Source organism: Gracilibacillus xinjiangensis (assembly GCF_042651765.1).
GTDB lineage: Bacteria > Bacillota > Bacilli > Bacillales > Amphibacillaceae > Gracilibacillus > Gracilibacillus xinjiangensis.
This window is the reverse complement of record NZ_JBHSDT010000008.1, coordinates 19,047-41,046: the sequence shown is the minus strand read 5'-3', so window position 1 is coordinate 41,046 and position 22,000 is coordinate 19,047. Positions and strand designations below refer to the sequence as shown.

General features: G+C 36.0%; 21 protein-coding genes and 1 other annotated feature. Of the genes, 8 read left to right on the top strand and 13 right to left on the bottom strand.

Annotated features, from left to right (window positions below):
- Positions 1 to 104 precede the first annotated feature (104 nt).
- The 7 genes from ACFOY7_RS11260 to ACFOY7_RS11230 form a co-directional block, all read right to left on the bottom strand.
- Positions 105 to 725: a YitT family protein gene (locus tag ACFOY7_RS11260; RefSeq protein WP_390252179.1), complete on the bottom strand. Its 621-nt coding sequence runs from the start codon at positions 723 to 725 to the stop codon at positions 105 to 107.
- Positions 726 to 851: 126 nt separating this feature from the next.
- Positions 852 to 1,250 carry a VOC family protein gene (locus ACFOY7_RS11255; protein WP_390252178.1) on the bottom strand — a complete coding sequence of 133 codons (399 nt, stop codon included), beginning with the start codon at positions 1,248 to 1,250 and terminating at the stop codon, positions 852 to 854.
- A gap of 32 nt (positions 1,251 to 1,282) precedes the next feature.
- Positions 1,283 to 2,041, bottom strand: a complete 759-nt coding sequence (locus ACFOY7_RS11250; protein WP_390252177.1) for a phosphosulfolactate synthase — start codon at positions 2,039 to 2,041, stop codon at positions 1,283 to 1,285.
- Positions 2,035 to 2,730: a 2-phosphosulfolactate phosphatase gene (locus ACFOY7_RS11245; RefSeq protein ID WP_390252176.1), complete on the bottom strand. Its 696-nt coding sequence runs from the start codon at positions 2,728 to 2,730 to the stop codon at positions 2,035 to 2,037. The genes ACFOY7_RS11250 and ACFOY7_RS11245 overlap by 7 nt, the downstream gene beginning before the upstream one ends.
- A 222-nt stretch (positions 2,731 to 2,952) precedes the next feature.
- Entirely contained in the window at positions 2,953 to 3,177 is a 225-nt protein-coding gene (locus tag ACFOY7_RS11240; RefSeq protein ID WP_390252175.1) for a hypothetical protein, read from the bottom strand.
- A gap of 35 nt (positions 3,178 to 3,212) precedes the next feature.
- The gene (locus ACFOY7_RS11235) at positions 3,213 to 3,404 is read right to left on the bottom strand and encodes a hypothetical protein (RefSeq protein WP_390252174.1); all 192 of its coding nucleotides are present in this window, start codon (positions 3,402 to 3,404) and stop codon (positions 3,213 to 3,215) included.
- Between the two features lie 161 nt (positions 3,405 to 3,565).
- The gene (locus tag ACFOY7_RS11230; RefSeq protein ID WP_390252173.1) at positions 3,566 to 5,008 is read right to left on the bottom strand and encodes an alanine/glycine:cation symporter family protein; all 1,443 of its coding nucleotides are present in this window, start codon (positions 5,006 to 5,008) and stop codon (positions 3,566 to 3,568) included.
- A gap of 388 nt (positions 5,009 to 5,396) precedes the next feature.
- Here ACFOY7_RS11230 and ACFOY7_RS11225 point away from each other — a divergent pair, with 388 nt between their 5' ends.
- The 3 genes from ACFOY7_RS11225 (at position 5,397) to cydS (ending at position 7,920) form a co-directional block, all read left to right on the top strand.
- Complete coding sequence (locus ACFOY7_RS11225) at positions 5,397 to 6,731, top strand: cytochrome ubiquinol oxidase subunit I (RefSeq protein WP_390252172.1); 1,335 nt, start codon at positions 5,397 to 5,399, stop codon at positions 6,729 to 6,731.
- A 2-nt stretch (positions 6,732 to 6,733) separates the two neighbouring features.
- Positions 6,734 to 7,750 carry a cytochrome d ubiquinol oxidase subunit II gene (locus ACFOY7_RS11220; RefSeq protein ID WP_390252171.1) on the top strand — a complete coding sequence of 339 codons (1,017 nt, stop codon included), beginning with the start codon at positions 6,734 to 6,736 and terminating at the stop codon, positions 7,748 to 7,750.
- A gap of 68 nt (positions 7,751 to 7,818) precedes the next feature.
- A complete protein-coding gene (gene cydS / locus ACFOY7_RS11215; RefSeq protein ID WP_390252170.1) occupies positions 7,819 to 7,920 on the top strand; it encodes a cytochrome bd oxidase small subunit CydS family protein in 102 nt (33 codons plus the stop codon).
- 43 nt (positions 7,921 to 7,963) lie between these two features.
- On the opposite strand, the gene tyrS is transcribed toward cydS, so the two are convergent.
- Complete coding sequence (tyrS, locus tag ACFOY7_RS11210; protein ID WP_390252169.1) at positions 7,964 to 9,238, bottom strand: tyrosine--tRNA ligase; 1,275 nt, start codon at positions 9,236 to 9,238, stop codon at positions 7,964 to 7,966.
- A gap of 62 nt (positions 9,239 to 9,300) precedes the next feature.
- Positions 9,301 to 9,509: a binding site (T-box leader), on the bottom strand.
- 125 nt (positions 9,510 to 9,634) lie between these two features.
- Here tyrS and ACFOY7_RS11205 point away from each other — a divergent pair.
- From ACFOY7_RS11205 to ACFOY7_RS11190, 4 genes are all read left to right on the top strand, one after another.
- On the top strand, positions 9,635 to 12,715 hold the full coding sequence (locus ACFOY7_RS11205; RefSeq protein WP_390252168.1) for a transglycosylase domain-containing protein: 3,081 nt from the start codon (positions 9,635 to 9,637) through the stop codon (positions 12,713 to 12,715).
- 95 nt (positions 12,716 to 12,810) lie between these two features.
- Positions 12,811 to 13,434, top strand: a complete 624-nt coding sequence (locus ACFOY7_RS11200) for a GNAT family N-acetyltransferase (protein WP_390252167.1) — start codon at positions 12,811 to 12,813, stop codon at positions 13,432 to 13,434.
- 22 nt (positions 13,435 to 13,456) lie between these two features.
- Positions 13,457 to 14,065, top strand: a complete 609-nt coding sequence (locus ACFOY7_RS11195) for a CBS and ACT domain-containing protein (protein WP_390252166.1) — start codon at positions 13,457 to 13,459, stop codon at positions 14,063 to 14,065.
- Between the two features lie 29 nt (positions 14,066 to 14,094).
- A complete protein-coding gene (locus tag ACFOY7_RS11190) occupies positions 14,095 to 15,270 on the top strand; it encodes an acetoin utilization protein AcuC (RefSeq protein ID WP_390252165.1) in 1,176 nt (391 codons plus the stop codon).
- A 35-nt stretch (positions 15,271 to 15,305) separates the two neighbouring features.
- On the opposite strand, the gene motS is transcribed toward ACFOY7_RS11190, so the two are convergent.
- The 4 genes from motS to ACFOY7_RS11170 form a co-directional block, all read right to left on the bottom strand.
- Complete coding sequence (gene motS / locus ACFOY7_RS11185; RefSeq protein ID WP_390252164.1) at positions 15,306 to 16,100, bottom strand: flagellar motor protein MotS; 795 nt, start codon at positions 16,098 to 16,100, stop codon at positions 15,306 to 15,308.
- A complete protein-coding gene (motP, locus tag ACFOY7_RS11180) occupies positions 16,090 to 16,911 on the bottom strand; it encodes a flagellar motor protein MotP (RefSeq protein WP_390252163.1) in 822 nt (273 codons plus the stop codon). Before motP ends, motS begins: the two co-directional genes overlap by 11 nt.
- 146 nt (positions 16,912 to 17,057) lie before the next feature.
- Positions 17,058 to 18,059 carry a catabolite control protein A gene (gene ccpA, locus ACFOY7_RS11175; protein WP_390252162.1) on the bottom strand — a complete coding sequence of 334 codons (1,002 nt, stop codon included), beginning with the start codon at positions 18,057 to 18,059 and terminating at the stop codon, positions 17,058 to 17,060.
- Positions 18,060 to 18,326: 267 nt separating this feature from the next.
- Positions 18,327 to 19,394: a bifunctional 3-deoxy-7-phosphoheptulonate synthase/chorismate mutase gene (locus ACFOY7_RS11170; RefSeq protein ID WP_390252161.1), complete on the bottom strand. Its 1,068-nt coding sequence runs from the start codon at positions 19,392 to 19,394 to the stop codon at positions 18,327 to 18,329.
- A gap of 155 nt (positions 19,395 to 19,549) precedes the next feature.
- On the opposite strand from ACFOY7_RS11170, the gene pilM reads away from it, so the two are divergent.
- A complete protein-coding gene (pilM, locus tag ACFOY7_RS11165; protein ID WP_390252160.1) occupies positions 19,550 to 21,673 on the top strand; it encodes a pilus assembly protein PilM in 2,124 nt (707 codons plus the stop codon).
- Here the strand turns inward: pilM and ytxJ are convergent, their stop codons facing one another.
- Positions 21,674 to 21,991 carry a bacillithiol system redox-active protein YtxJ gene (gene ytxJ / locus ACFOY7_RS11160; protein ID WP_390252159.1) on the bottom strand — a complete coding sequence of 106 codons (318 nt, stop codon included), beginning with the start codon at positions 21,989 to 21,991 and terminating at the stop codon, positions 21,674 to 21,676.
- Between the last annotated feature and the right edge of the window lie 9 nt (positions 21,992 to 22,000).

The following is a 22,000-nucleotide window of genomic DNA, read 5'->3' as shown; positions in this document are numbered from 1 at the left end:
AATCATTTACCAAGAGAAATAAGTAAAGTTTTGAGAAAAGCTTGAACATTTCTCTTCTTTCTTTTAATAACCATTTACCTAATACTGACCGTTTTTCCAAGATATCAGCGTTTCTTTCTTAAAGCAAGGCTATAAGGCCGTTCAACTTGTAAACGGCAAACCAAATCAACTACTGTTGTTGAAATCCATTGGCTGATTAATGCCAGGACTATTATGTGTAAACTAATAACTACAGAGGTGAAAATAAAAATAAACACATTTATGTAAAAGAGCGGCTTTCCTGGGAGGATACCTTTCCAATGTGAGATCATTACTGCAATAACTCCTACCCCGCCATTAGAAACATTATTGCGCATTAATATTCCAATACCGATCCCCAGAAAAAAGGATCCTACTATAAGATCAATGATAAGATACCGATCAGGTACATATAGAAAGTTTTCAAAAAAATCAATTGCGGCGGAAGTAATTGTAATACTGATAAATGTCCACAAAGTAAATCGTTTGCCAAGATAACTTATCCCTGCCATCATTAAGGTGAAGTTTACAATCCAAAGAGCAAACCCCACATTCATTGAAAACCAATAGTTTAATAAGATGGCTATTCCTCCAGCACCACCAGAAGGAATAGCGTTCGGGAACAAGAATAACCCCATACCAAATCCCTGACATATTCCCCCAAGTATAACTAGTCCACTTTTTTTCAATATAGGCCTTAATCTCATAATAATGCTCCTTAAGCGTAACTATTCGGATACCTACTACACAACCTATTAATTCAGAAAGATAAAAAGAACCGAAAATGTTTGTCACTTGGCTAAAGAACAGACAAGTGACAAACCGTGTGTGTTTTAATAGACCATAAAAGGATCATGATAGTACTTAAATTCCAGTAAGTTGTTCGCTGGATCAATTAAAAAGAAGGTCATATGTTCCTCTTGTCTTCCTTTAAATCGTACCATTGGCTCATGAAAGAAAGGAAGCTCTTCCTTTACTGCATATTCTAATGTTTTGTCATATTCCTCTTTATCTAAAAAAGTTATACCATAATGACGTGGATACATTTTTGGTTTTTCATCAACATCTTCCGGGCTTAGATGGCATACCACCTGATCACCAAAAAAGTCGAATGTAACGCGATCATCATATCTTCTAGCCAATTGACAGCCAAGTTTTTTATAAAAATCAGCCGTTTCTTCTAAATCTTTACATGGAATAGCTAAGTGAAATACTTTATTTGTTTTTCGCACAAGTTTCCCTCCTTAAAATGATGGCCATAATATTACAAATTAAAAGTATCAGAGCGCAATCCCAGGCGTAGTGTTTCCAGTGAAATTACATCCGAGAAAGCAATGTTTGCCAAATTTACATTGGTACCAACATGTTCGATAAAAAAAGCTTGCATCTTTTTATTTGGTGCTTCAAAGATTAACCGTTCAAGAGGAATTTCGGATGATTTAATTAGTTCAAAAATATCCATTCTTATTTCACCATCTCCACCACAAATTCCGCTCGTACCGCTCTCCCTGGCTTCTGTCATCACTTTAAATGCTCCAGCATCTATATCTTCTCGAATATTCTCCAGCCATTCCGTTGAATCCTGCTGGTTCGCTTGCGATATATCTTTGTTTCCTACCTCGCTTAAAACAGTAAAATCTTCGGAAAAGTACTTAATAAATATTGCCTTTTCACTGTTAGGAATAGCTAATGTTCCATTAGATATTTCTACATATCTACATTCCATTTCCTTACAAAAATCATGGTACTCTTCTACTTTGTCTTGACTAAGAAATTTTTCGAATAATGTTCCGCCAAAAAAGAAATCAATCCCCTGCTCCCTTAACCAGTTAACTTTTTGTGGTAAAAAACGGGTTACAAGTGATGTTCCCCAGCCAAATTTGACCATATCAATAAATTGATTAGAACTTTGGATTGTATCTTTAAATAAATTTAAGGGAGTACCATTATCAATTAAAATGGTTAATCCGTTGTGTCTCGGTTTCTCCTCCCTCACTGGAAGCGTTAATCCTGTCTCTAACATACTTGAACCCTCTCAATCATAGGAATTTCACTAATAGAATTAACTTTCATGACAAAATCGGTGTCCAATTCTTTCACACAGTATAATACATCTTCTTTTATAAATTCATGATTCTCTTCATCAAAAAATCTTTCTGCAACGTGTGATGTTAGTATTCTTTGTTTAACCTCATGAATTGAAATTTGGTCAGCATTTTCTTCTAAGATATGTTTAATGTATACCGCACAAGCATAATCGTCATCACCAGTAGGATGGGAAGCAACAATGTTTATCTCTATATCTTCTTTCATGTGGTTCTCTTTGATAAATTCAGCGGTTTTTCTCGCATTCGAAAATCCTGTCACAAATAGATGCTCAGAATCTAGCCAATTTAATGTCGCTCTGACCCCATTTGTTGTTCTCTGGACAATTATATTTCCTGTTAAGTCTTTTTGAGCAATATGAAATGGTGAGTTATCAAGATCAAATCCTTCAATGGGATAACCGTTCACTTCTCCGGCGAGTAAATAATCAGGGTTATTATTCTTCAGTTGAAACGCTTGCTCTACCGTCTCTACCAGATAGATTCGATTTGCCCCCTTTATAAAAGCATAATGAGCAACAGTAAATGCTCTAATCACATCAATCACGATAGTAATGTTCACTTTTTCCCTATTCCTGTTTCTCCCCTGATGTATTTGTATTGGCATATGCATCCACCTTTTTTGTGTAATCTTCGAAACTTAAAATGCTGAACCCTCTACAACAAGTATATTCGCCCATTAAACTTTGGTTACAATTTCATCTATATTTCACCATACATTTGATCATTACCACCTTTACTAATATCCATCAAAGAAAGATAAAATCAATAAAAAACTGTGCTGTTAGAGTTATTACCCTTTACAGCACAGCTGATTATCTCGTCATTTCTACTCCTTATATTTCCTTTCTGACTGGGAAGTACTTTGACTATTTGTTTTATCATCATTGTTTCTCTCTTCGATTTTTAAATCTTCAAGCGGGATATCATCAACCAGTTGTTGTTTTTTAAACTTATCCAATTCCGTTCGTTTTTCGTCATGTACACTTTTTCTTTCGTTATTGTCTATCTTCTCTTTATTTTTCATCTCTTCACTCATATTCTCTTTACTCATTATTCTTCTCCCTCCTTTTTAATGGGTTTCGCTCATTACGTTGTACTACCGAAAACTATGAGTGCAATTATAGAACCAATAATTGCGATAACATAGATCACTGTTAAGAATTTCAAATGGGATCTGCTTTTTTCCCTGTAATTCGGGTCACTTCTTCCGAGCTCTCTATATGTCAGCACAAAGGAAATGATACCAAGAATAAGAATTAGCAGAATATAGACAATCACTTATTAATGACCTCCTTCGTATGATCAACATATAAAACTATAACCCTAAATGTGGAAAGATAAACCATAACATTTTTCTAAGCGCTAATTCCACCTTATGTAAAGGAATTATTTAGAGCGAAAAAAAATGCACCCGTCAATAGATGCACTTTCTAATTCGCTTAATTTTTATTTACTTCCTTTTTCTCGTCCTGCGCTCCCCACCACGCAATATTTTTTAGTCCTTTTACGTTTTTATAATGGAAAGCAGGGTCTATCCCTTGTTTCTTCTGTCTCGTATAATCTTGTAGTACTTGTATAGCAATTTTGCTAAGTAGTAAGATTGCAATTAAGTTGACAATGGCCATCATGGCCATAAATAAATCTGCCATATCCCACACTAACTGAATCGATGCCAGTGATCCAAACATAACCATTCCTAAAACAAAAACACGATAAACTGTCAACCATATACCTTTATGATTTAAGAAACTAATATTTGTTTCCCCATAATAGTAATTTCCGATAACTGAACTAAATGCAAAAAAGAAAATCGTTATCGCTATAAATATGGAGGCCCAATCTCCAACATGCTGGCTTAGTGCTACTTGTGTCAGTTGGATACCGTCCTGAGAGGATTGGTAAAAGTTGTCATATAAAATAACAATAAACGCTGTTAAACTACAGATAACAATCGTATCGAAGAATACAGCCAATGATTGAACAAGCCCTTGTTTTACCGGGTGATTAACACCGGCAGTTGCTGCAGCGTTCGGCGCACTCCCCATACCAGCTTCATTTGAGAACAATCCGCGCTGAATACCATACATCATGGCAGCACCTGCTCCACCACCATACACTGTTTCCATTCCACCAAATGCATTTTTAAAAATTAACATAAAGACATCAGGAATTGCTGATAAATTTGTAATTATCACATAAAATGCAACAAGCATATAAATGATAGCCATAATTGGAACAATGAAGCCTGCAACAGATGCAATCCGTTTAATTCCGCCAAAAACAACTAAGCCTGCTAATATTACTATTGCAATACCTGTCCACATTGGAGGTATATCAAAGGCTTCTTCCACAGCACTCGAAATAGTATTTGCTTGCAATGCATTAAAAACAAATCCGAATGAAATCGTTATTAAAATCGAAAATAAAATCCCTAACCATTTTTGGCCTAAAGCTTTTTCCATATAATAGGCTGGTCCGCCTCGAAAACCGTCTTTCTCAGTTTCTTTATACACTTGTGCTAACATGCTTTCAATAAAAGCTGTTGCCATCCCGATTAATGCTACTACCCACATCCAAAAGACAGCACCAGGTCCACCAACTGCTACAGCTAATGCTACACCAGCAAGGTTCCCTGTTCCAACTCTTGAGGCAATTGTAATGCTAAAAGCTTGAAAGGCATTTGTCCCTCTCTTTCCACTTTGTTCAACAGCCTCACCTCTAATTACTTTAAACATTTCACCAAACAATCGGAACTGAACAAATTTTGAACTGATAGTAAAATAAATACCTGCACCTAATAATAAGTAAATAAGTAAATAATCCCATAGAATGGTGTTTCCCCATCCAATAATATCCATCAAAGATTTCTCTATGGCTTCCATTCTCTCACTTCCCTTCTGACAATCTTATACCCGTTTACCGAATCATTTATCCTTTTGTTTTAAGAAAATTCGTTTCAATAGGATGATGTTAAAAAAAACCTGAAATTTGATTATACTATGTACTGTAGAAATTATAAACAAATAAATGCACAAAATAATTGGTATATCTTGCTCTATCCAAGACTATGAATGAAAACAGATAGGCCATCCAGGTATAAATTCAGCTGAAATGTTGAAGATATTAAAAGGATTTAAAACTGGGAAAAGTGAGGTTTCCTATGTATCGAAAACATGAAAAAAGGCTAGTCATCTTATTGTTAATTATTGCATTATTGTTAGGGTTAGCACTGTTTAGAAGAATGTTTTTTGGATAAAGGAGATTATATTAATGGATAATGAACAAGCAGTCTTATACAGCAGAATACTAACAGAACTTACCTTAACTTTCCATATTATTTATGCAACTATCGGCGTCGGGGTACCTTTAATGATCTTTCTTGCACAGTGGCTAGGAATAAAAAAACAGGACGAGCATTACATATTACTAGCCAGACGTTGGACGAGGGGATATATAATTACCGTTGCGGTTGGTGTAGTTACAGGAACAGCAATTGGGCTGCAATTAAATCTGCTATGGCCGACATTTATGGAAATAGCGGGAAACGCGATTGCCCTTCCACTATTTATGGAGACGTTCGCGTTTTTCTTTGAGGCAATTTTCTTAGGGATTTATTTATATACATGGGACCGTTTTGAAAATCAACGGAAACACATGCTTCTTCTCATTCCTGTGGCAATCGGCGCCTCATTCTCTGCCATTTTCATTACAATGGTTAATTCATTTATGAACACGCCACAAGGCTTTGAATTTGCAAATGGTTATATGGTCAATGTTAATCCGATTCTTGCCATGTTTAATCCTGCTATGCCAACAAAGGTTGCTCACGTTCTAGCCACTGCCTATATGACAGCAGCGTTTGTATTAGCATCAATTGGTGCCTATCGAATTCTAAAAGGCTCCAATCACATTTACCATAAAAAAGCATTGCTGCTTACATTAAAAGTTGGGTTAATTTTTTCGGTTGCTGCAGCAATTATTGGAGACTTTGCAGGGAAATTTCTGGCTGCATACCAGCCTGAGAAACTTGCCGCAATGGAATGGCATTTTGAAACAGAAGAAGCAGCATCCCTTACTCTCTTCGGCATACTCCAAAATGGGGATGAAGTGAAATACTCAATAGAACTTCCATATGCCTTAAGTATTTTAGCGCATGGAAACCCAAATGCAGAAGTAATTGGTTTAGACCAATTCCCATCTGAAAACATTCCACCACTATATATCCACTATTTATTTAATATTATGGTACTTGTAGGCATGGGTGTAACTGTTTTGGGACTTGTCTATTTAATCGGTAAATTCTTGCGAAAGAAATTTATTCACAGCAAATTTTTCCTGTGGCTGATTGTCACATCAGGGCCTTTATGTATCATCGCAATTGAAGCTGGCTGGTGGTTAGCTGAAGTAGGCAGACAACCATGGGTTTTACGTGGAATATTACGAACAGAAGATGCTGCTACGACAAGCAATCAAGTGGATTTAATGCTGTATTTATTTATTGGCCTCTATTTAATCCTTGGGATTGCAAGTGCCATTGTTTTAATAAGAATGTTCCGCTCAAACCCAGTGGAAAGAGAATTAGCTGACCAGAAAGGTGGGGGATAATGATGTCATATGAATTAATTGGTATCTCTGTGCTATGGCTATTCTTATTTGGTTATATTATTATCGCATCAATCGACTTTGGTGCAGGCTTCTTCAATGCATACAGTGTTTTAACAAATAAGCAGCATATTATCAGTAAGATCATTCAACGCTATCTGTCCCCTGTATGGGAAGTGACCAATGTTTTTCTTGTCTTCTTCTTTGTAGGGATTGTTGGTTTTTTCCCAAGCACAGCCTATTACTATGGTACGATTTTATTGGTTCCAGCGAGTATTTCCATTGTTTTATTGGCTATTCGTGGTGCTTATTATGCTTTTACAACTTACGGAAAGTTAAAAAGTAATTTCTGGACATACCTGTACGGCTTCTCCGGTTTATTTATCCCAGCCTCCCTGTCTATTGTCCTGACTATATCTGAAGGCGGATTTATTTATATAGAAGATTCACGGATTATTTTAGACTATCTAGCATTATTTACAAGTCCTCTAACATGGAGTATTGTTATTTTAAGTTTGACAAGCGTGCTGTATATATCAGCAGTATTTTTGACATGGTATGCGAATATGGCTCAAGATAAACCAGCAACAGAATTGATGCGCAGATATGCTCTAAGCTGGTCCTTACCAGCGATCATAACAGCATCAGGGATTATCGTTGAGCTAAGGCTGCATAATCCTGTTCACTTTGACAGATTACTGGATCTTTGGTGGATGTTTGCCATCTCGTTTGTTCTTTTCCTGATTACATTACTGCTTATTTGGTTAAGGAAAAGTTACGGCATAGCTTTCATTGTTTTAGTCTGTCAATTTTTGATCGCCTTCTTTGCTTATGGAATTTCCCATTACCCTTTTTTACTATATCCGCACTTAACGATTACAGAAGGCTTTACAAGTGAAGCGATGGCAATTGCTTTAATTATTGCATTCATTGCTGGTTTTTGTTTATTAATTCCATCTTTGTTTTTAATACTGAAGCTGTTTTTATTTAATAAAGAATATGTGCAAGGAAGGATAAAATGAAGTGAGTATTTCATCACAGAAGATATTTAGGGGACGGTATCTTCGTAATAAAGAAAGGAGGACACCATTTGGAACAGTTTATTTATTTCTACGCACCATTTCTTGTCGTTATCATATCCATTATATTCTGCTTTTGGTTTGTCCTGCAAAATGATACTTTTGATGAATGAAAAGAAGAGAGGGGGTACAATTATCACTGTACCCTCTCTCTTTTTATTTGTAACGGATTAAGTAGTATTTTTTCTTACCACGGCGGATAATTGTAAATCTGTCTTCGACTCGATCTGTCTCTTGCATCTGATAACTGATTTCTGTGTTTCTTTCCCCATTAATATAAACTGCACCATTTTTAATATCTTCACGTGCCTGGCGTTTAGATGGTGAAATTCCTGCATTAACAAGTAAATCTACTAAAGCTATATCTTTTTCCTCCATCGTTGTTGAAGGCACATCTTTAAATCCTTGCTCCATTTCTGCAGCATTTAAACGTTTTAAGTCACCGCTAAACAAAGCTTCCGTAATTTTCTCTGCTTGCTGCAAAGCTTCTTCTCCGTGGACAAGCTTCGTCATTTCTTCTGCTAAACGGCGATGTGCAACACGTTTCTCTGGAGCACTTTCCAACTCTTTTTCCAATTCATTAATTTCTTCCATTTCCAGGAATGTAAAATATTTGACAAAGCGGATCACATCACGATCATCTGTATTAATCCAGAATTGATAAAATTCATATGGTGTTGTTTTTTCAGGATCTAACCACACCGCTCCTCCAGCGGTCTTACCGAATTTTGTTCCATCGCTTTTTGTAATAAGCGGAACAGTAAGTCCATATACTTCTGCCTCTTCTTCACCTTGTTCTGATCTAGTTCGACGGATCAATTCCATCCCTGCTGTAATATTTCCCCATTGGTCACTGCCGCCAATTTGTAATGTACAGTTTTCTTTCTCATATAAATTCATAAAATCATAAGATTGTAAGATCATGTAAGTAAATTCAGTGAACGAGATGCCATTTTCTAATCGGGATTCAACCGAATCTTTTGCAAGCATGTAATTAATACTGAAATGTTTCCCAACATCCCGCAAGAAGTCAATAATTGTTAAGGTAGACAGCCATTCATGATTGTTTCTTGCTACCGCACCATTTTCGCTATCATCAAAAAACAAGATGCTCGCTAGTTGTTTTTTAATACTATCACTATAGCCTTTTACCACTTCTGCACTATTGAGTGACCTTTCCGTTGAACGACCACTTGGATCTCCTATCATTCCAGTGCCACCGCCAATTAATGCAATTGGTCTGTGACCTGCTTTTTGAAATCTTTTCAGCATTAGCACAGGTAAGAGGTGACCGATATGCAAACTGTCTGCAGTTGGGTCGAACCCACAATACAATGTGACCACATTATCTTCTAAATGCTTTCTTAATCCTTCATCATCAGTTGTTTGTTGTATTAAATCACGTTGTGCTAAATCATCTAAAATATGCACAATAATCACTCCTTTTATCAATATAAGCTTTTTAAGAACATAAAAAAACTCCTCCCATATCAATAAGGGACGAGATTGCTCGCGGTACCACCCTTGTTGCAATGAGTAAACATTGCCACTTAAGGAACTAACGATGCACCAACACCGTCTTCATACAAATGAAGAAACTCCTGACCGTAATTCATTCCATGATTTTTTACTAGTTTCCACCGACCACTAGCTCTCTGTAAAAGGGAATCATGTAACTACTTCAATCAATCAACGTATTTTACTATGCAGTTATTAATACATTATTAACATAAAATGTATGGTTATGCAATGATTTTCTGCTAGAAAATTGATCCACTTATTGACTGTTATGATATAATATCTATTGGGGAAATGGAGGTTTTACCTATGAATATAAAAGAACTTATGCGAAAATGTTGGGATTATATAAAGTCAACTTGGAAAAAGCAGACAATACAGAAAACATCCAGAATTGGTTATCATATAATATGGAATATAACGTTACTATTTATTACTATTGCAATAATCGGAGCATTCTTTGTTGGTGGTCTGGGTGCGGGATATTTTGCATCATTAGTTGATGAAGAACAAGTTCAAACAAAAGATGAAATGACTTCAGCTATTTATAACTATGAAGAAACTTCAGAGTTTTATTTTGCAAACAATCAGTTTCTATCTGAAGTCAGTACAGACCTCCTGCGCGATGAAACATCTTTAGATCAAGTTAATAAATATGTTCAAGATGCAGTTATTGCGACAGAGGACGAATATTTTGAAACACATAATGGAATTGTACCAAAAGCAATTTTACGCGCTGTGTTTCAGGAAGTAACAAACTCAGCAACAAAAACAGGTGGTAGTACACTTACCCAGCAGATTATTAAAAATCAAATTTTAACAAATGAAGTATCTTTTGAACGAAAAGCGAAAGAAATCCTTCTAGCTTTGCGTTTGGAACAATTTTTTGAAAAAGATGAAATATTAGAAGCATACTTGAATATTGTACCATTTGGCCGCAACTCATCCGGTCAAAACATTGCTGGAGTTCAAACAGCAGCTCAGGGGATATTCGGTGTCAATGCGATTGACTTGAATTTAGCACAGGCTGCATATATTGCTGGTTTACCCCAAAGTCCCTCCTATTACACACCTTTTTTAAATGGCGGCGGACTAAAAGATGAAGAAGGGTTAGAACCTGGCTTAACAAGAATGAAGTCTGTTTTAGGCAGAATGTTAGAAGCAGGATATATAACACAAGCTGAATATGATGAAGCAATTAATTACGACATAATCGCAGACTTTAAATCACCAGAAGAATCTGTTCTAGAAGAATATCCATACTTAGTTAATGAATTAAAAAAACGTGCAACTGACATTTTAGTTGAGACATTAGCAGAACAAGATGGTTATACATTAGATGACTTGAAAAATAGTTCTATATTATTAGAAGAATACGAAATTAGAGCAGTTAGAGAACTGGCAAGCAGCGGATTAAGAATTCACTCAACTATTGATAAAGAATTGTATGATGTGTTCCAGCGTGTATCCAAAGAATATAACAATTACGGTGTCGATAAGCCAGCGAGAAATGAACGGAATAACAAACCAATTATGGTAATTGACCCTGAAACCGGCGAAGAAGTTCCTTTAGGGAATCAACCTGTTCAAGTCGGTGGTGTGCTTATAGAAAATAGTACTGGTAAGATACTAAGCTTTGTTGGCGGCAGAGATTTCTCTATTTCACAAAAGAACCATGCAACAGATGTAAGGAGACCAAATGGGAGTACGATGAAGCCACTTGTTACTTACGCGCCGGCAATGGATCTGGGTGTTGTTCAGCCGGGGTCTGTTGTCGCAGATGTGGCGACGACATTCCGAGGCTATGATACTCCTCCAAACAACTATGTCCCTGGCAGATATTACGGTCTAGTATCTGTTAGAGAAGCCTTATACAAATCACATAACATATCCGCATTACAGGTATACTCTAAAATTATCGACCAAAATCCTGTTGAAAAATATCTAGAAAAAATGGGATTTGAAGCACTATCTCACGAAGATGGCGCTAGCGATTATGAAAATATGTCGGTAACACTAGGCAGTACGTTATACGGCGTGACAGTAGAGGAAAATACCAATGCCTATGCTACATTTGGTAATAATGGTAAATTCGTGGATGGTTACATGATTGAAAAAATTGAAACAAAAGACGGCGAGGTTTTATACGAACACGAATCTACCCCAGTAGAAGTGTTCAGTCCACAAACTAGTTATTTAATGATTGATATGATGCGCGATGTATTAACAACAGGCACTGCTACTGCAGCAAGATCAGCCCTCACTAACCCAAGTGTAGATTGGGCTGGTAAAACAGGTACATCGAATGATTGGCGAGATACATGGTTTGTTGCAACCAATCCAAACGTAACATTAGGCAGTTGGATGGGTTATGATTATAACCAGACATTAGATGATGGATATAGTGCTAGAAACAATGTGTTTTGGGCCCAACTGGTCAATGCAGCAACAGAGATAAGACCTGAATTATTAGCCCCTTCACAACCGTTCCAGCAACCTGGCGGCATCGTTTCAAGAAGTTATTGTGCAACATCAGGTTTGCTGCCATCTGAGGAATGCAGTCAGCTAGGTTTAGTTAGATCTGATATATACAATGCTAACTTTGTTCCAACAAAACAAGACTACAGCTTGTTAAGAGGAAATTATGTAATGGTTGGTGATAATGCGCTTCAGGCAGGAGATAATACTCCAACAGAATTCACAGCAGGTGATGGCTATATCTTTAATCCTGAATGGCTAAAAGATATGGGATATGATCGATTGAGTAATATGAGACAATTAATCCCATTTAATGCTTCTGGTGGTTGGTTAAAGATCCAATTCCAGAATTCAATCAACAGCAGTAGCATCATTAATGATGGCAAATCTCCTACACCACCTAGTAATGTATCGATTACGAATCAAACATTAAGTTGGTCCAGGTCCGGAAGTCCGGATGTCGTAGGATATAGAATCTATCGTGCAAATAACCCTGATGATGAGAATTTTCAACGGATAGGCAGTACAGCTGAACTAGGCTTTACTGTCCCTAACCGAGATGCGGTTTATATTGTAAAATCAGTTGATTATTATGGCAATGAATCTGCCGCATCTCAGAAAGTGACCTTTGGAAACTTCTCTCCCGTGGAAGAAGATGAGACAAGCTCGTCAAATAAAGAAACGAATGATGACAGGAACAATGACAACAGCAATACTGGTGACAACAACAGCAGTGGTAATAACAACAATAACAGTAATAATGGTAATAATGACAGCCGTAATAATGGTAATAATAGCGGCAATAACGGAAGCAGCAATACCCCTGATAATAACAGTGGAAATAATGATCAAGAACAACCAAGTGATGATCAGGACAATGATGACAGTAATACTGATGATGACAGTGCATAGCAGGTTGATAGGAAGACTTCAGGATTAATGAAGTCTTCCTTTTCTTTTCCTTCTTACATATTGTATACTGTAAGAAAGTGAGGTGATAGTTCGATTTGTTGCACAAAAAGAAAGCGCTAACTTTAAGGATGAATACTGATTTTGGTACTATATTACTTAAAGGTCCTGTTACACCTGAACAATTAGATGAATTAGAGATTTATGATCAATTGGATGCTTTTCGTCCGCCGTTACAACAGTTAGAAGCATTAAAAGAGATAGCTTCACTTGATGAAGGACGAATAATTGTTGCATTAAAAGATAATAACATCATCGGTTATGTTACCTTTCTCTACCCTGATCCAATTGAAAGATGGTCAACCTTTAAAATGAAAAACTTAATTGAACTCGGAGCGATTGAAATAGCAAAAGATTACCGAGGTTTACACCTTGGCTCTAAACTCATTGAATTGTCGGTTAGGGATCCATTTATGGATAATTATATTATTATCTCAACAGAATACTATTGGCATTGGGATATTAATGAAACGAAATTAAGTGTGTGGGAATATAGAAAAATAATGGAGAAAATGATGAATGCCGGTGGATTACAACCTGCCCCTACCAACGATCCAGAGATTATGTCACATCCAGCCAACTGTCTGATGGTAAGAATAGGAAAAAATGTAAAGGAAGAAGACCGGCAGCTTTTTGATAAACTTAGGTTTCTAAATGACTAAGATTTCATAAGGAGTATAGCTTATGTTAGTAAAAGAGATAATGAAACGACAAGTTTTTACTTTGCGTAAAAATAATTCTATTGCAGACGCTATAAAATTATTTAAAGAACACCATATCCGTCATATTCCTGTAGTTAATAAATCACAACATGTTATTGGAATTATTTCTGATCGGGATGTCCGTGATGCCAGTCCTTCTGTGCTGGATAAAGAAGTTGATCAGTCCTTATTTAATCAATCAATTGACAATATTATGACTAGCCCAGTTATAACGACACACCCAAGTGAGTATTTTGAGGATGTTGCTGCAATTTTCTATGAAAAAGAAATTGCTTGCTTACCTGTCACCAATAAAAAGTTAGTTGGAATCATAACGGAAAAAGATATGCTTTATACTTTTATTCAATTAACTGGAACTCATAGCCCCAGCACACAAATAGAAATAAAAGTACCTGACCGTGTTGGTGTTCTCTCTGATGTTAGTAACCTGTTCTCCAGGAGAAGAATAAAAATTGTATCTGTTTACACATACCCTTCTCCCAATCAAAGCGAATACAAGATAGTTAGTATTTCGAATTCAAACAATGAATCCACTTATTATAATGAAAGACATAGAAAAGACAGAGTATGAGATTATATTTCCAACCAGGGAGGAAGATAATGAGTTTATGTAAAACAGCTTTTGTTTATTCAGATCATTATTTACACTATTCCTTCCACGATCATCACCCATTTAATCAGAAAAGAATTCTGTTAACGAAAGATTTATTACAAACCCATGAAGCACTGCCAAAAGAAAAAATAGTTGCACCAGACATAATGGATGAAGCAATTCTAGAACTTGTTCACTCGGCTGAATATATAAATATTGTAAAAAAGGCTAGTGATCTCAAAGAGATAAAGGATCCAGAGAGATACGGGGTTGGAACAGCGGATACGCCGATCTTTGAAGGGATGTTTTTTGCTTCAAAGTCACTGGTAGAAGGAACAATTAAAGCTTGTGAGCTTGTCGCGAATAAGGTGGTTATCCATGCATTAAATCTAGGTGGAGGACTGCATCACGGCTTCCCTGGCCATGCTTCAGGATTTTGTATCTTTAATGATATTGCTATTGCTATAAAATATCTTCGAACAAATTATAATTGGAAAATACTATACATTGATACAGATGCTCATCATGGGGATGGTGTACAGCATTGTTTTTATGATGATCCTAATGTTTGTACTGTTTCCTTCCATGAAACTGGAAGATACTTATATCCCGGGACAGGTAAAGTAAATGAACGAGGAATCAAAGAAGGTTTCGGATATAGTTTTAATTTTCCTCTTGATGCTTTTACAGAAGATGAATCTTTTCTAAGTATATTTCTCTCTTCTATAGATCAAATTTGCGATTTTTTTCAACCAGATATTATTATTAGCCAGCATGGGGTTGACAACCATTATTTAGATCCACTAACTCACATGCACTGTACCACTAAAATCTATGAAGAAATTCCTAAGAAGATTCATCAATTAGCACATCAATATTGTTACGGAAAATGGGTAGCATTAGGTGGTGGCGGGTATGATATTTGGCGTGTTGTTCCAAGAGCATGGGCGCAATTATGGCAAATAATGAATGATAACAAGCCATTTACTGGTATAATTAATTCACAGTGGCAAAATATATGGCAAAATGATTCACCTTGTCCTTTGCCTGAAAGTTGGAATGATGTTATGGATAATTATAAGCCAATACCTAGGAGAAAAGAAATTACAGAAAATAATGAAATAATGCTAAGCCAAGTACTTCAATTTATAAAACTCGCCAAAAAAAATCAATTCAGACAATGAAAAAGTGCTGACTATTAACAATCAGCACTTTAGATTTAATTTTCTTCTAAAATCACAATCTCGACTCTTCTATTTTTACTCCAATTTTCAGCTGTATCATTAGGGACTACTGGTCTTGTATCACCAAAACCTGTTGCTATAAAACGGGATTGATCAAATACATTTGTTTCCAGTATATATCGTATTACACTACTCGCCCTGGCTCCAGATAACTCCCAGTTGGATGGATAACGATAATTGGAAATCGGTCGATTATCTGTATGTCCCTCCACCCTGACTTGATTCGAAATATTTGATAGAAGTGTACTTACTTTATCTAAGAAAGGTTTAGCCGGGTCCAAGACTTCCGCTTCACCTGAATCAAATAGAACATTTTCCTGCAGCACAAGAACTACTCCCTCATCTGTTCTAGTTGCTGATATTACATTATTTAAATTGTTTTCATTTAAATATGCATCTACTTCTGCTAAAAGCTCGTCCAGTGTGTCTTGCTCTTCCCTTACAGTCGCATTATTATTCGTTTCTCTACTTTCAGTAACTATGTTATCTGTGGTGTTTTGATTTTCTTGGTTGTTCTGGTTGTTTTTCGTAACATCTTGTGCCTCATCATTGATTATCGTCTGCTCTTCCATGATAGCAGGCATTGAATCAAAGATATTACTACTTCTTAGTGCAACTGCCACTTCTTTAAACTTTTCTGCATCTATTTGTGACATTGTGAAAAGCAGAATAAAAAAAACGAGGATTAATGTTATCATATCAGAATATGTTACCATCCATTTTGGCGCACCCTTCGGTTCTGAACGTTGTTTTATCTTTCTACGCCTCATTCAACGTTTCCTCCACCAATTCTTCTTGTTCTTCATTTCGTTTCGTTTTCACCTTATTAGATAAAAAGGCACTAAGTTTTTCTTTTAAGATTCGGGGGTTTTGTCCAGACTGTACCCCAATAACTCCTTCAATAATTACCTGTTTTATGAATATCTCTTCATTAGTTTTAGCTTCCAGCTTTCCAGACATAGGAATAAATACTAAGTTAGCCAGAACAGATCCGTAGAAAGTAGTTAACAGAGCTACTGCCATACTCGGTCCTAACGTTGCGGGGTCTTCTAAATTTCGTAACATTAAAATTAAACCAATCAATGTACCAATCATCCCCCATGCTGGGGCATATTCCCCTGACTTGTCCAAAATTTGTCTGCCACGGAAATGCCTTTCTTCCATTGCTTCAATTTCGGCATTCATAATATCATTGATTACTTCAGGCTCAATACCATCGATCGCAAGCAGTACACCTTTCTTGATAAAAGGATCGTCTACTTCTTCCAGTTCATTTTCTAATGCAAGTAACCCTTCACGCCTTGCTCTTTCTGACAGTTTCTCGAATAATGCAATCAACTCTGGAAGGTCATGTTCATTTTTTTTGAAAGCTTCTTGGAAGACATCTTTCAATGATTTTATTTGTTGCATATTAAAGTTAACGAGCAATGCTGCCACTAAACCACCAAGTACAATAAATATAGAAGATACTTGTAAGAAGCCAGCAAATCCTCCCATACCACCACTAGAAATGATCCCAAACATGATCATAAGAAACCCAACTGTAATACCGATTGGAGTAAAAATATCTCTCTTCTTCATCTGTTCTCTCTCCCTAATGTATGAAAAACATTCATTGTTATGGGTAAAAACCAGGGCTTTTGTGAAAATTTTATCCAAAATACCTAGTTTTAATATACTAACACCATATTATATAGTATAAAAACCCTACAATTAAATTATCGGCATTAATTCTCTTTTGTTGAGTTTCTTTTTACAATTTGATGTGGTAAAACGACATTTTTCTCTTCAACATTTTCCTTGTTCATAAACTTAGTCAATAAACGCATTGCCACAGCACCAATATCATACATTGGTTGTACAACTGTTGTCAGGGTCGGTCGGACCATAGTAGCTAAACGTGTATTATCGAAACCGAACACCTCTATATCTTCAGGTACTTTTACACCTTTGTCTTGCAGTCCATGAATTACGCCTAATGCCAATTCATCTGTAGCAGCAAATATAGCTTTAGGAGGTTCATTCATTTCAAGGATTTGATTAGCTGCATCTATACCTGATTCATAAGAAAAGTCTACGTTGATAACATATTCTTCATTTACAGAGCCATTGGACTCTTCAATTGCGCGTACGTAGCCCTGGTATTTCTTTTCACTAACAGCAGAGTCTTCTACACCTGTTACATAAACTGGTTGCTTTGTACCATTAGTTATTAGAAATGACGTAGCTTCATAAGCTGCCTGCTCATAATCAATATTAACAGATGGTATTGTTTCTGAAGGGTCAATCGTTGCTGCAAGCGCAACAGGAACTGGAGATGTCTTTAACTGTTGGACATGGTCCTCTGTAATACTCGCCCCCATATAAATAAGTCCATCAACTTGTTTTTCAAACATTGTATTAATTAAACGTAATTCTTTTTCCTTATTTTGATCTGAGTTACTTAAGATAATATTGTATTTATACATTGTCGCAATATCATCAATTCCTCTGGCTAATTCTGAGAAGAAAATACTGGAGATATCAGGGATGATCACACCAACAGTTGTTGTTTTCTTACTAGCCAACCCTCTTGCCACAGCATTGGGGCGGTACCCTAAACGTTCGATCGTATTTAACACTTTTTTACGTGTTGCTGGTTTTACATTGGGATTTCCGTTTACCACACGGGAAACCGTAGCCATCGATACATTTGCTTCCCTTGCTACATCATAAATTGTTACATTCATTATTAAAACCTCCATCTATTATTTCAATCAAATAGTTTATTTTTTTCAGCATACATTACGATTTTTCATTGTCTTAATAATTTAATCAATATGTATATCATTACTATTATAACAAAAATCGTGTTTATTTTTACATTACAACCATTAAAATTCTACTTTTTTTATAATTTATCTCGAAATTCAGCCATTTATAATAAAAAATCAAAAGAAAAACGCCCCTGCAACAATGCAAGGGGCAGATTTTTACTAATTTTATATTAAATGAGATTAATTTCTTTTCAATAACTCATCCATAAAGTTGTGGAATGTTGGAATATCCATTTGCTGTGCTGCATCAGATAAAGCAACAGCTGGGTCTGGGTGTACTTCTGCCATTACACCATCTGCACCAATTGCCAATGCCGCTTTAGCAGCAGGTAGTAACAAATCTCTTCTTCCAGTAGAGTGAGTTACGTCTACCATTACAGGTAAATGAGTTTCTTGTTTTAAAATTGGAACTGCCGTAATATCTAATGTATTTCTTGTTGCCTTCTCGTATGTTCTAATACCGCGCTCACAAAGGATGATCTGTCCATTACCTTTTGAATTAATATACTCTGCAGCATTGATAAAATCAGAAATTGTTGCAGACATACCGCGTTTTAGTAATACAGGCTTGTTCGTTTCACCAGCAGCTTTCAATAGTTCGAAGTTCTGCATATTTCTCGCACCAATTTGGATAACATCAATATAATTAATAGCTTCCTCAATATGTGCCGGATTTACAATTTCACTTACAACTGCTAGTCCATACTCTTCAGATACGCGTTTTAAAATTTCCAATCCTTCAAAACCTAACCCTTGGAAATCATATGGTGAAGTTCTAGGTTTAAATGCCCCGCCGCGAATAAGTTTTAAGCCTTCTTTTTTGATTGCTCCAGCTACTTCTGCTACTTGCTCATAGCTTTCAACAGCACACGGACCAAAAATGAAATGTTGGTTTCCGTCACCGAATTTATCTCCATTTATATTAATTACTGTATCTTCCGCTTTCTTCTTCCGAGATACTAGTAATGCTTTTGAATGATCGTCTTCTTGTAATTCCAGACCAGCTTTGAAAATTTCTTTGAACAAATGAACAATTGTAGAATTCTCAAATGGACCATTATTGTTTTTCGTGATTAGATTTAACATATCACGTTCTCTAACAGGGTCATAGCTGCGATTAGCTCCTTGCTTTTCTTTGACCTGACCAGTTTCTTTTACTAACTCAGCGCGTTTATTAATTAACTCTAAAATTTCTAAATTTATCTGGTCAAGCTTATCACGAAGCTGATCTAATTGTTCATTACTCATTATAAATCCCCCTACTCCTATTTTAAATTACTCAAAAGTGTTATACTTTCTATATATTAGGGATAATTATAGCTAATATTTTTCGTCTTGTCACCAGTTAGTTATAATATTTTATATAAAATTAAAATTTTTTACCACGAGAGAGGAATTAGACTATGTCTGAACAAATGTTTGCACTGGATATTGGTACTAGATCTGTTGTCGGATTATTGATTGATAAAGATGGCGATAAGTACAAAGTTTTAGACTACTATGTTATCGAGCATGATGAACGTTCCATGCTCGACGGCCAAATCCATGATGTGGTCTCTGTTTCTAAGGTGATCCAGCGAGTCAAACTTCATTTAGAGCGAAAACATGAAATTTTATTAGATAAAGTGTGTGTAGCAGCAGCAGGTAGAGCATTAAAAACAAAAAGAATACATACTTCGAAGGAAATAGAAAAGCAGCCATTAATGAATGACGAAGATATCCTGTTTTTAGAACTAGAAGCAGTTCAAAAAGCTCAGTATGAATTAGCAAAGGAAGAGAATCTTGAAAAGAGTTCTCACTATTATTGTGTTGGTTATTCTGTTTTAAAGTATACACTTGATGGAGAACCTATTGGATCATTAATAGATCAGCAGGGAAATAAAGCAGACGCAGAAATCATAGCTACTTTCTTACCTAAAGTAGTAGTTGAATCATTGCTCGCTGCACTTAATCGTGCTGATTTGCAGTTAGAAGCGCTAACACTAGAACCTATTGCTGCAATCCATGTACTAATTCCACCCTCTATGAGGAGGTTAAATGTCGCATTAGTGGATATCGGAGCAGGGACGAGTGATATAGCAATTACATCTGAAGGAACAGTTACAGCTTACGGTATGGTACCTAAAGCAGGGGATGAAATTACAGAGGCGCTAAGTGATCATTATTTATTGGACTTTAATCAGGCCGAACAATTTAAAAAAGAAATCACATTAAATAAAACAGCAACTGTACAAGATATATTAGGTTTTGAACAAGCTGTAACCTATGAAGAGATAATTGACGTCGTCTTACCATCTGTTGATAGCCTAGCTTCAGCAATTGCTGAAGAGATTTTTGTACTAAATGGGGAAGCGCCCAAAGCAGTAATGTTAGTAGGTGGAGGAAGTCAAACACCTGAATTAGCCAAACGTTTAGCAATAAAGTTGCAATTGCCAGCAAATCGCGTAGCAATTCGTGGTGTCGATGCAATTCAACTGCTGAGGCCAAATACAGATATGCCTGTTGGCCCCGAATTTGTAACACCAATTGGTATAGCAATTGCAGCAAAACAAAACCCTGTTCATTATATTAGTGTTACTGTTAATGAAAGAATGATCCGCTTGTTTGAAATGAAACAATTAACAATTGCTGATGCTCTTCTTGCTGCAGGAATAAAAATACAAAAATTGTACGGGCGTCCCGGAATGGCTTATATTGTCAAGTTTAATGGCAAGAATGTAACAATCCCGGGAAGTTTCGGTACAGCTCCAACCATATTAATTAACGGTAAGAAAGCTTCCGTTGACTCCTCAATAAAAAATGGGGACACTGTAGAGGTTATGCACGGGAAGGATGGTAAAAGCCCGAAAATGTCATTAGCGGAATTTATCGGGGATTTTAAATCTGTTACAATTATAATTAATGGAGAAGAGAAAGTAATCCAACCAACTATTACCGTAAATAACAATACAAATATTGATATGGATTATTTATTAGAAGATGGGGACAGTATATACTTTGATCAGAAGTTAAATTTAAAAGCAATGGACCATATCGCCAAATGGAAGCAACCATTTACAGTGTGGGTAGATGATCAGAAAGTCATATTAAATGATTACGGAAAAAAATTAGTAGTAAATGGAAAGGAAGTATCTGATCACTATCTCCTAAAAGATGGGGATAAGCTTGAAATGATTAGCGAAAACCCTCCAAAATTGTTTGATCTAAGTGAAAGACTCAGTATGTCCTTGGAATCATCCATTGATATCATTTATAATGATCAACCATTAAAGATTTCTAAACCATTAGTTCAGATTTTTCGAAATGGAGTAGAACTAAAATTTGATGATACAATTAATCATCAAGATAAATTACAAATAAAAAAACTGAAGAACGAATCATTTATCTTTCAGGATATTTTCCGTTTTATTTCTCTCGATCTATCAAAAGTTAGAGGTAAAGTAATCATGCTAAAAAACAATGAGCCTGTTTCATTTTTTGATCAATTACAGCCAGGTGATTCGATTAAACTATCCATTGAAAGCTAATTAACTATTCTCCGTTAGTGCATTCTCTGTTATATCATAATGAGTTGCGCTCCAAGTTACTTTGGTGTTTTCAATCTTTAAAACTTGAGGAGATTCATGCTTATGATTATATCTCTTGGCAATATAATCAGACAGTTCACGGGAAGTTTGTACATATAATCGAAATAAAGACTTATCTGATTGGTTGTCAAAGTTTTCATACGCTTGATTCGCCGCTGCACTTATTGGACATGTTAAGCTGTGTTTTAGCAATAGGAAATTTTCATATTGTTGTTCGATCTCCTGAAATGTTGTTATATCGTTTATATCTTTTATCATGGATATGCC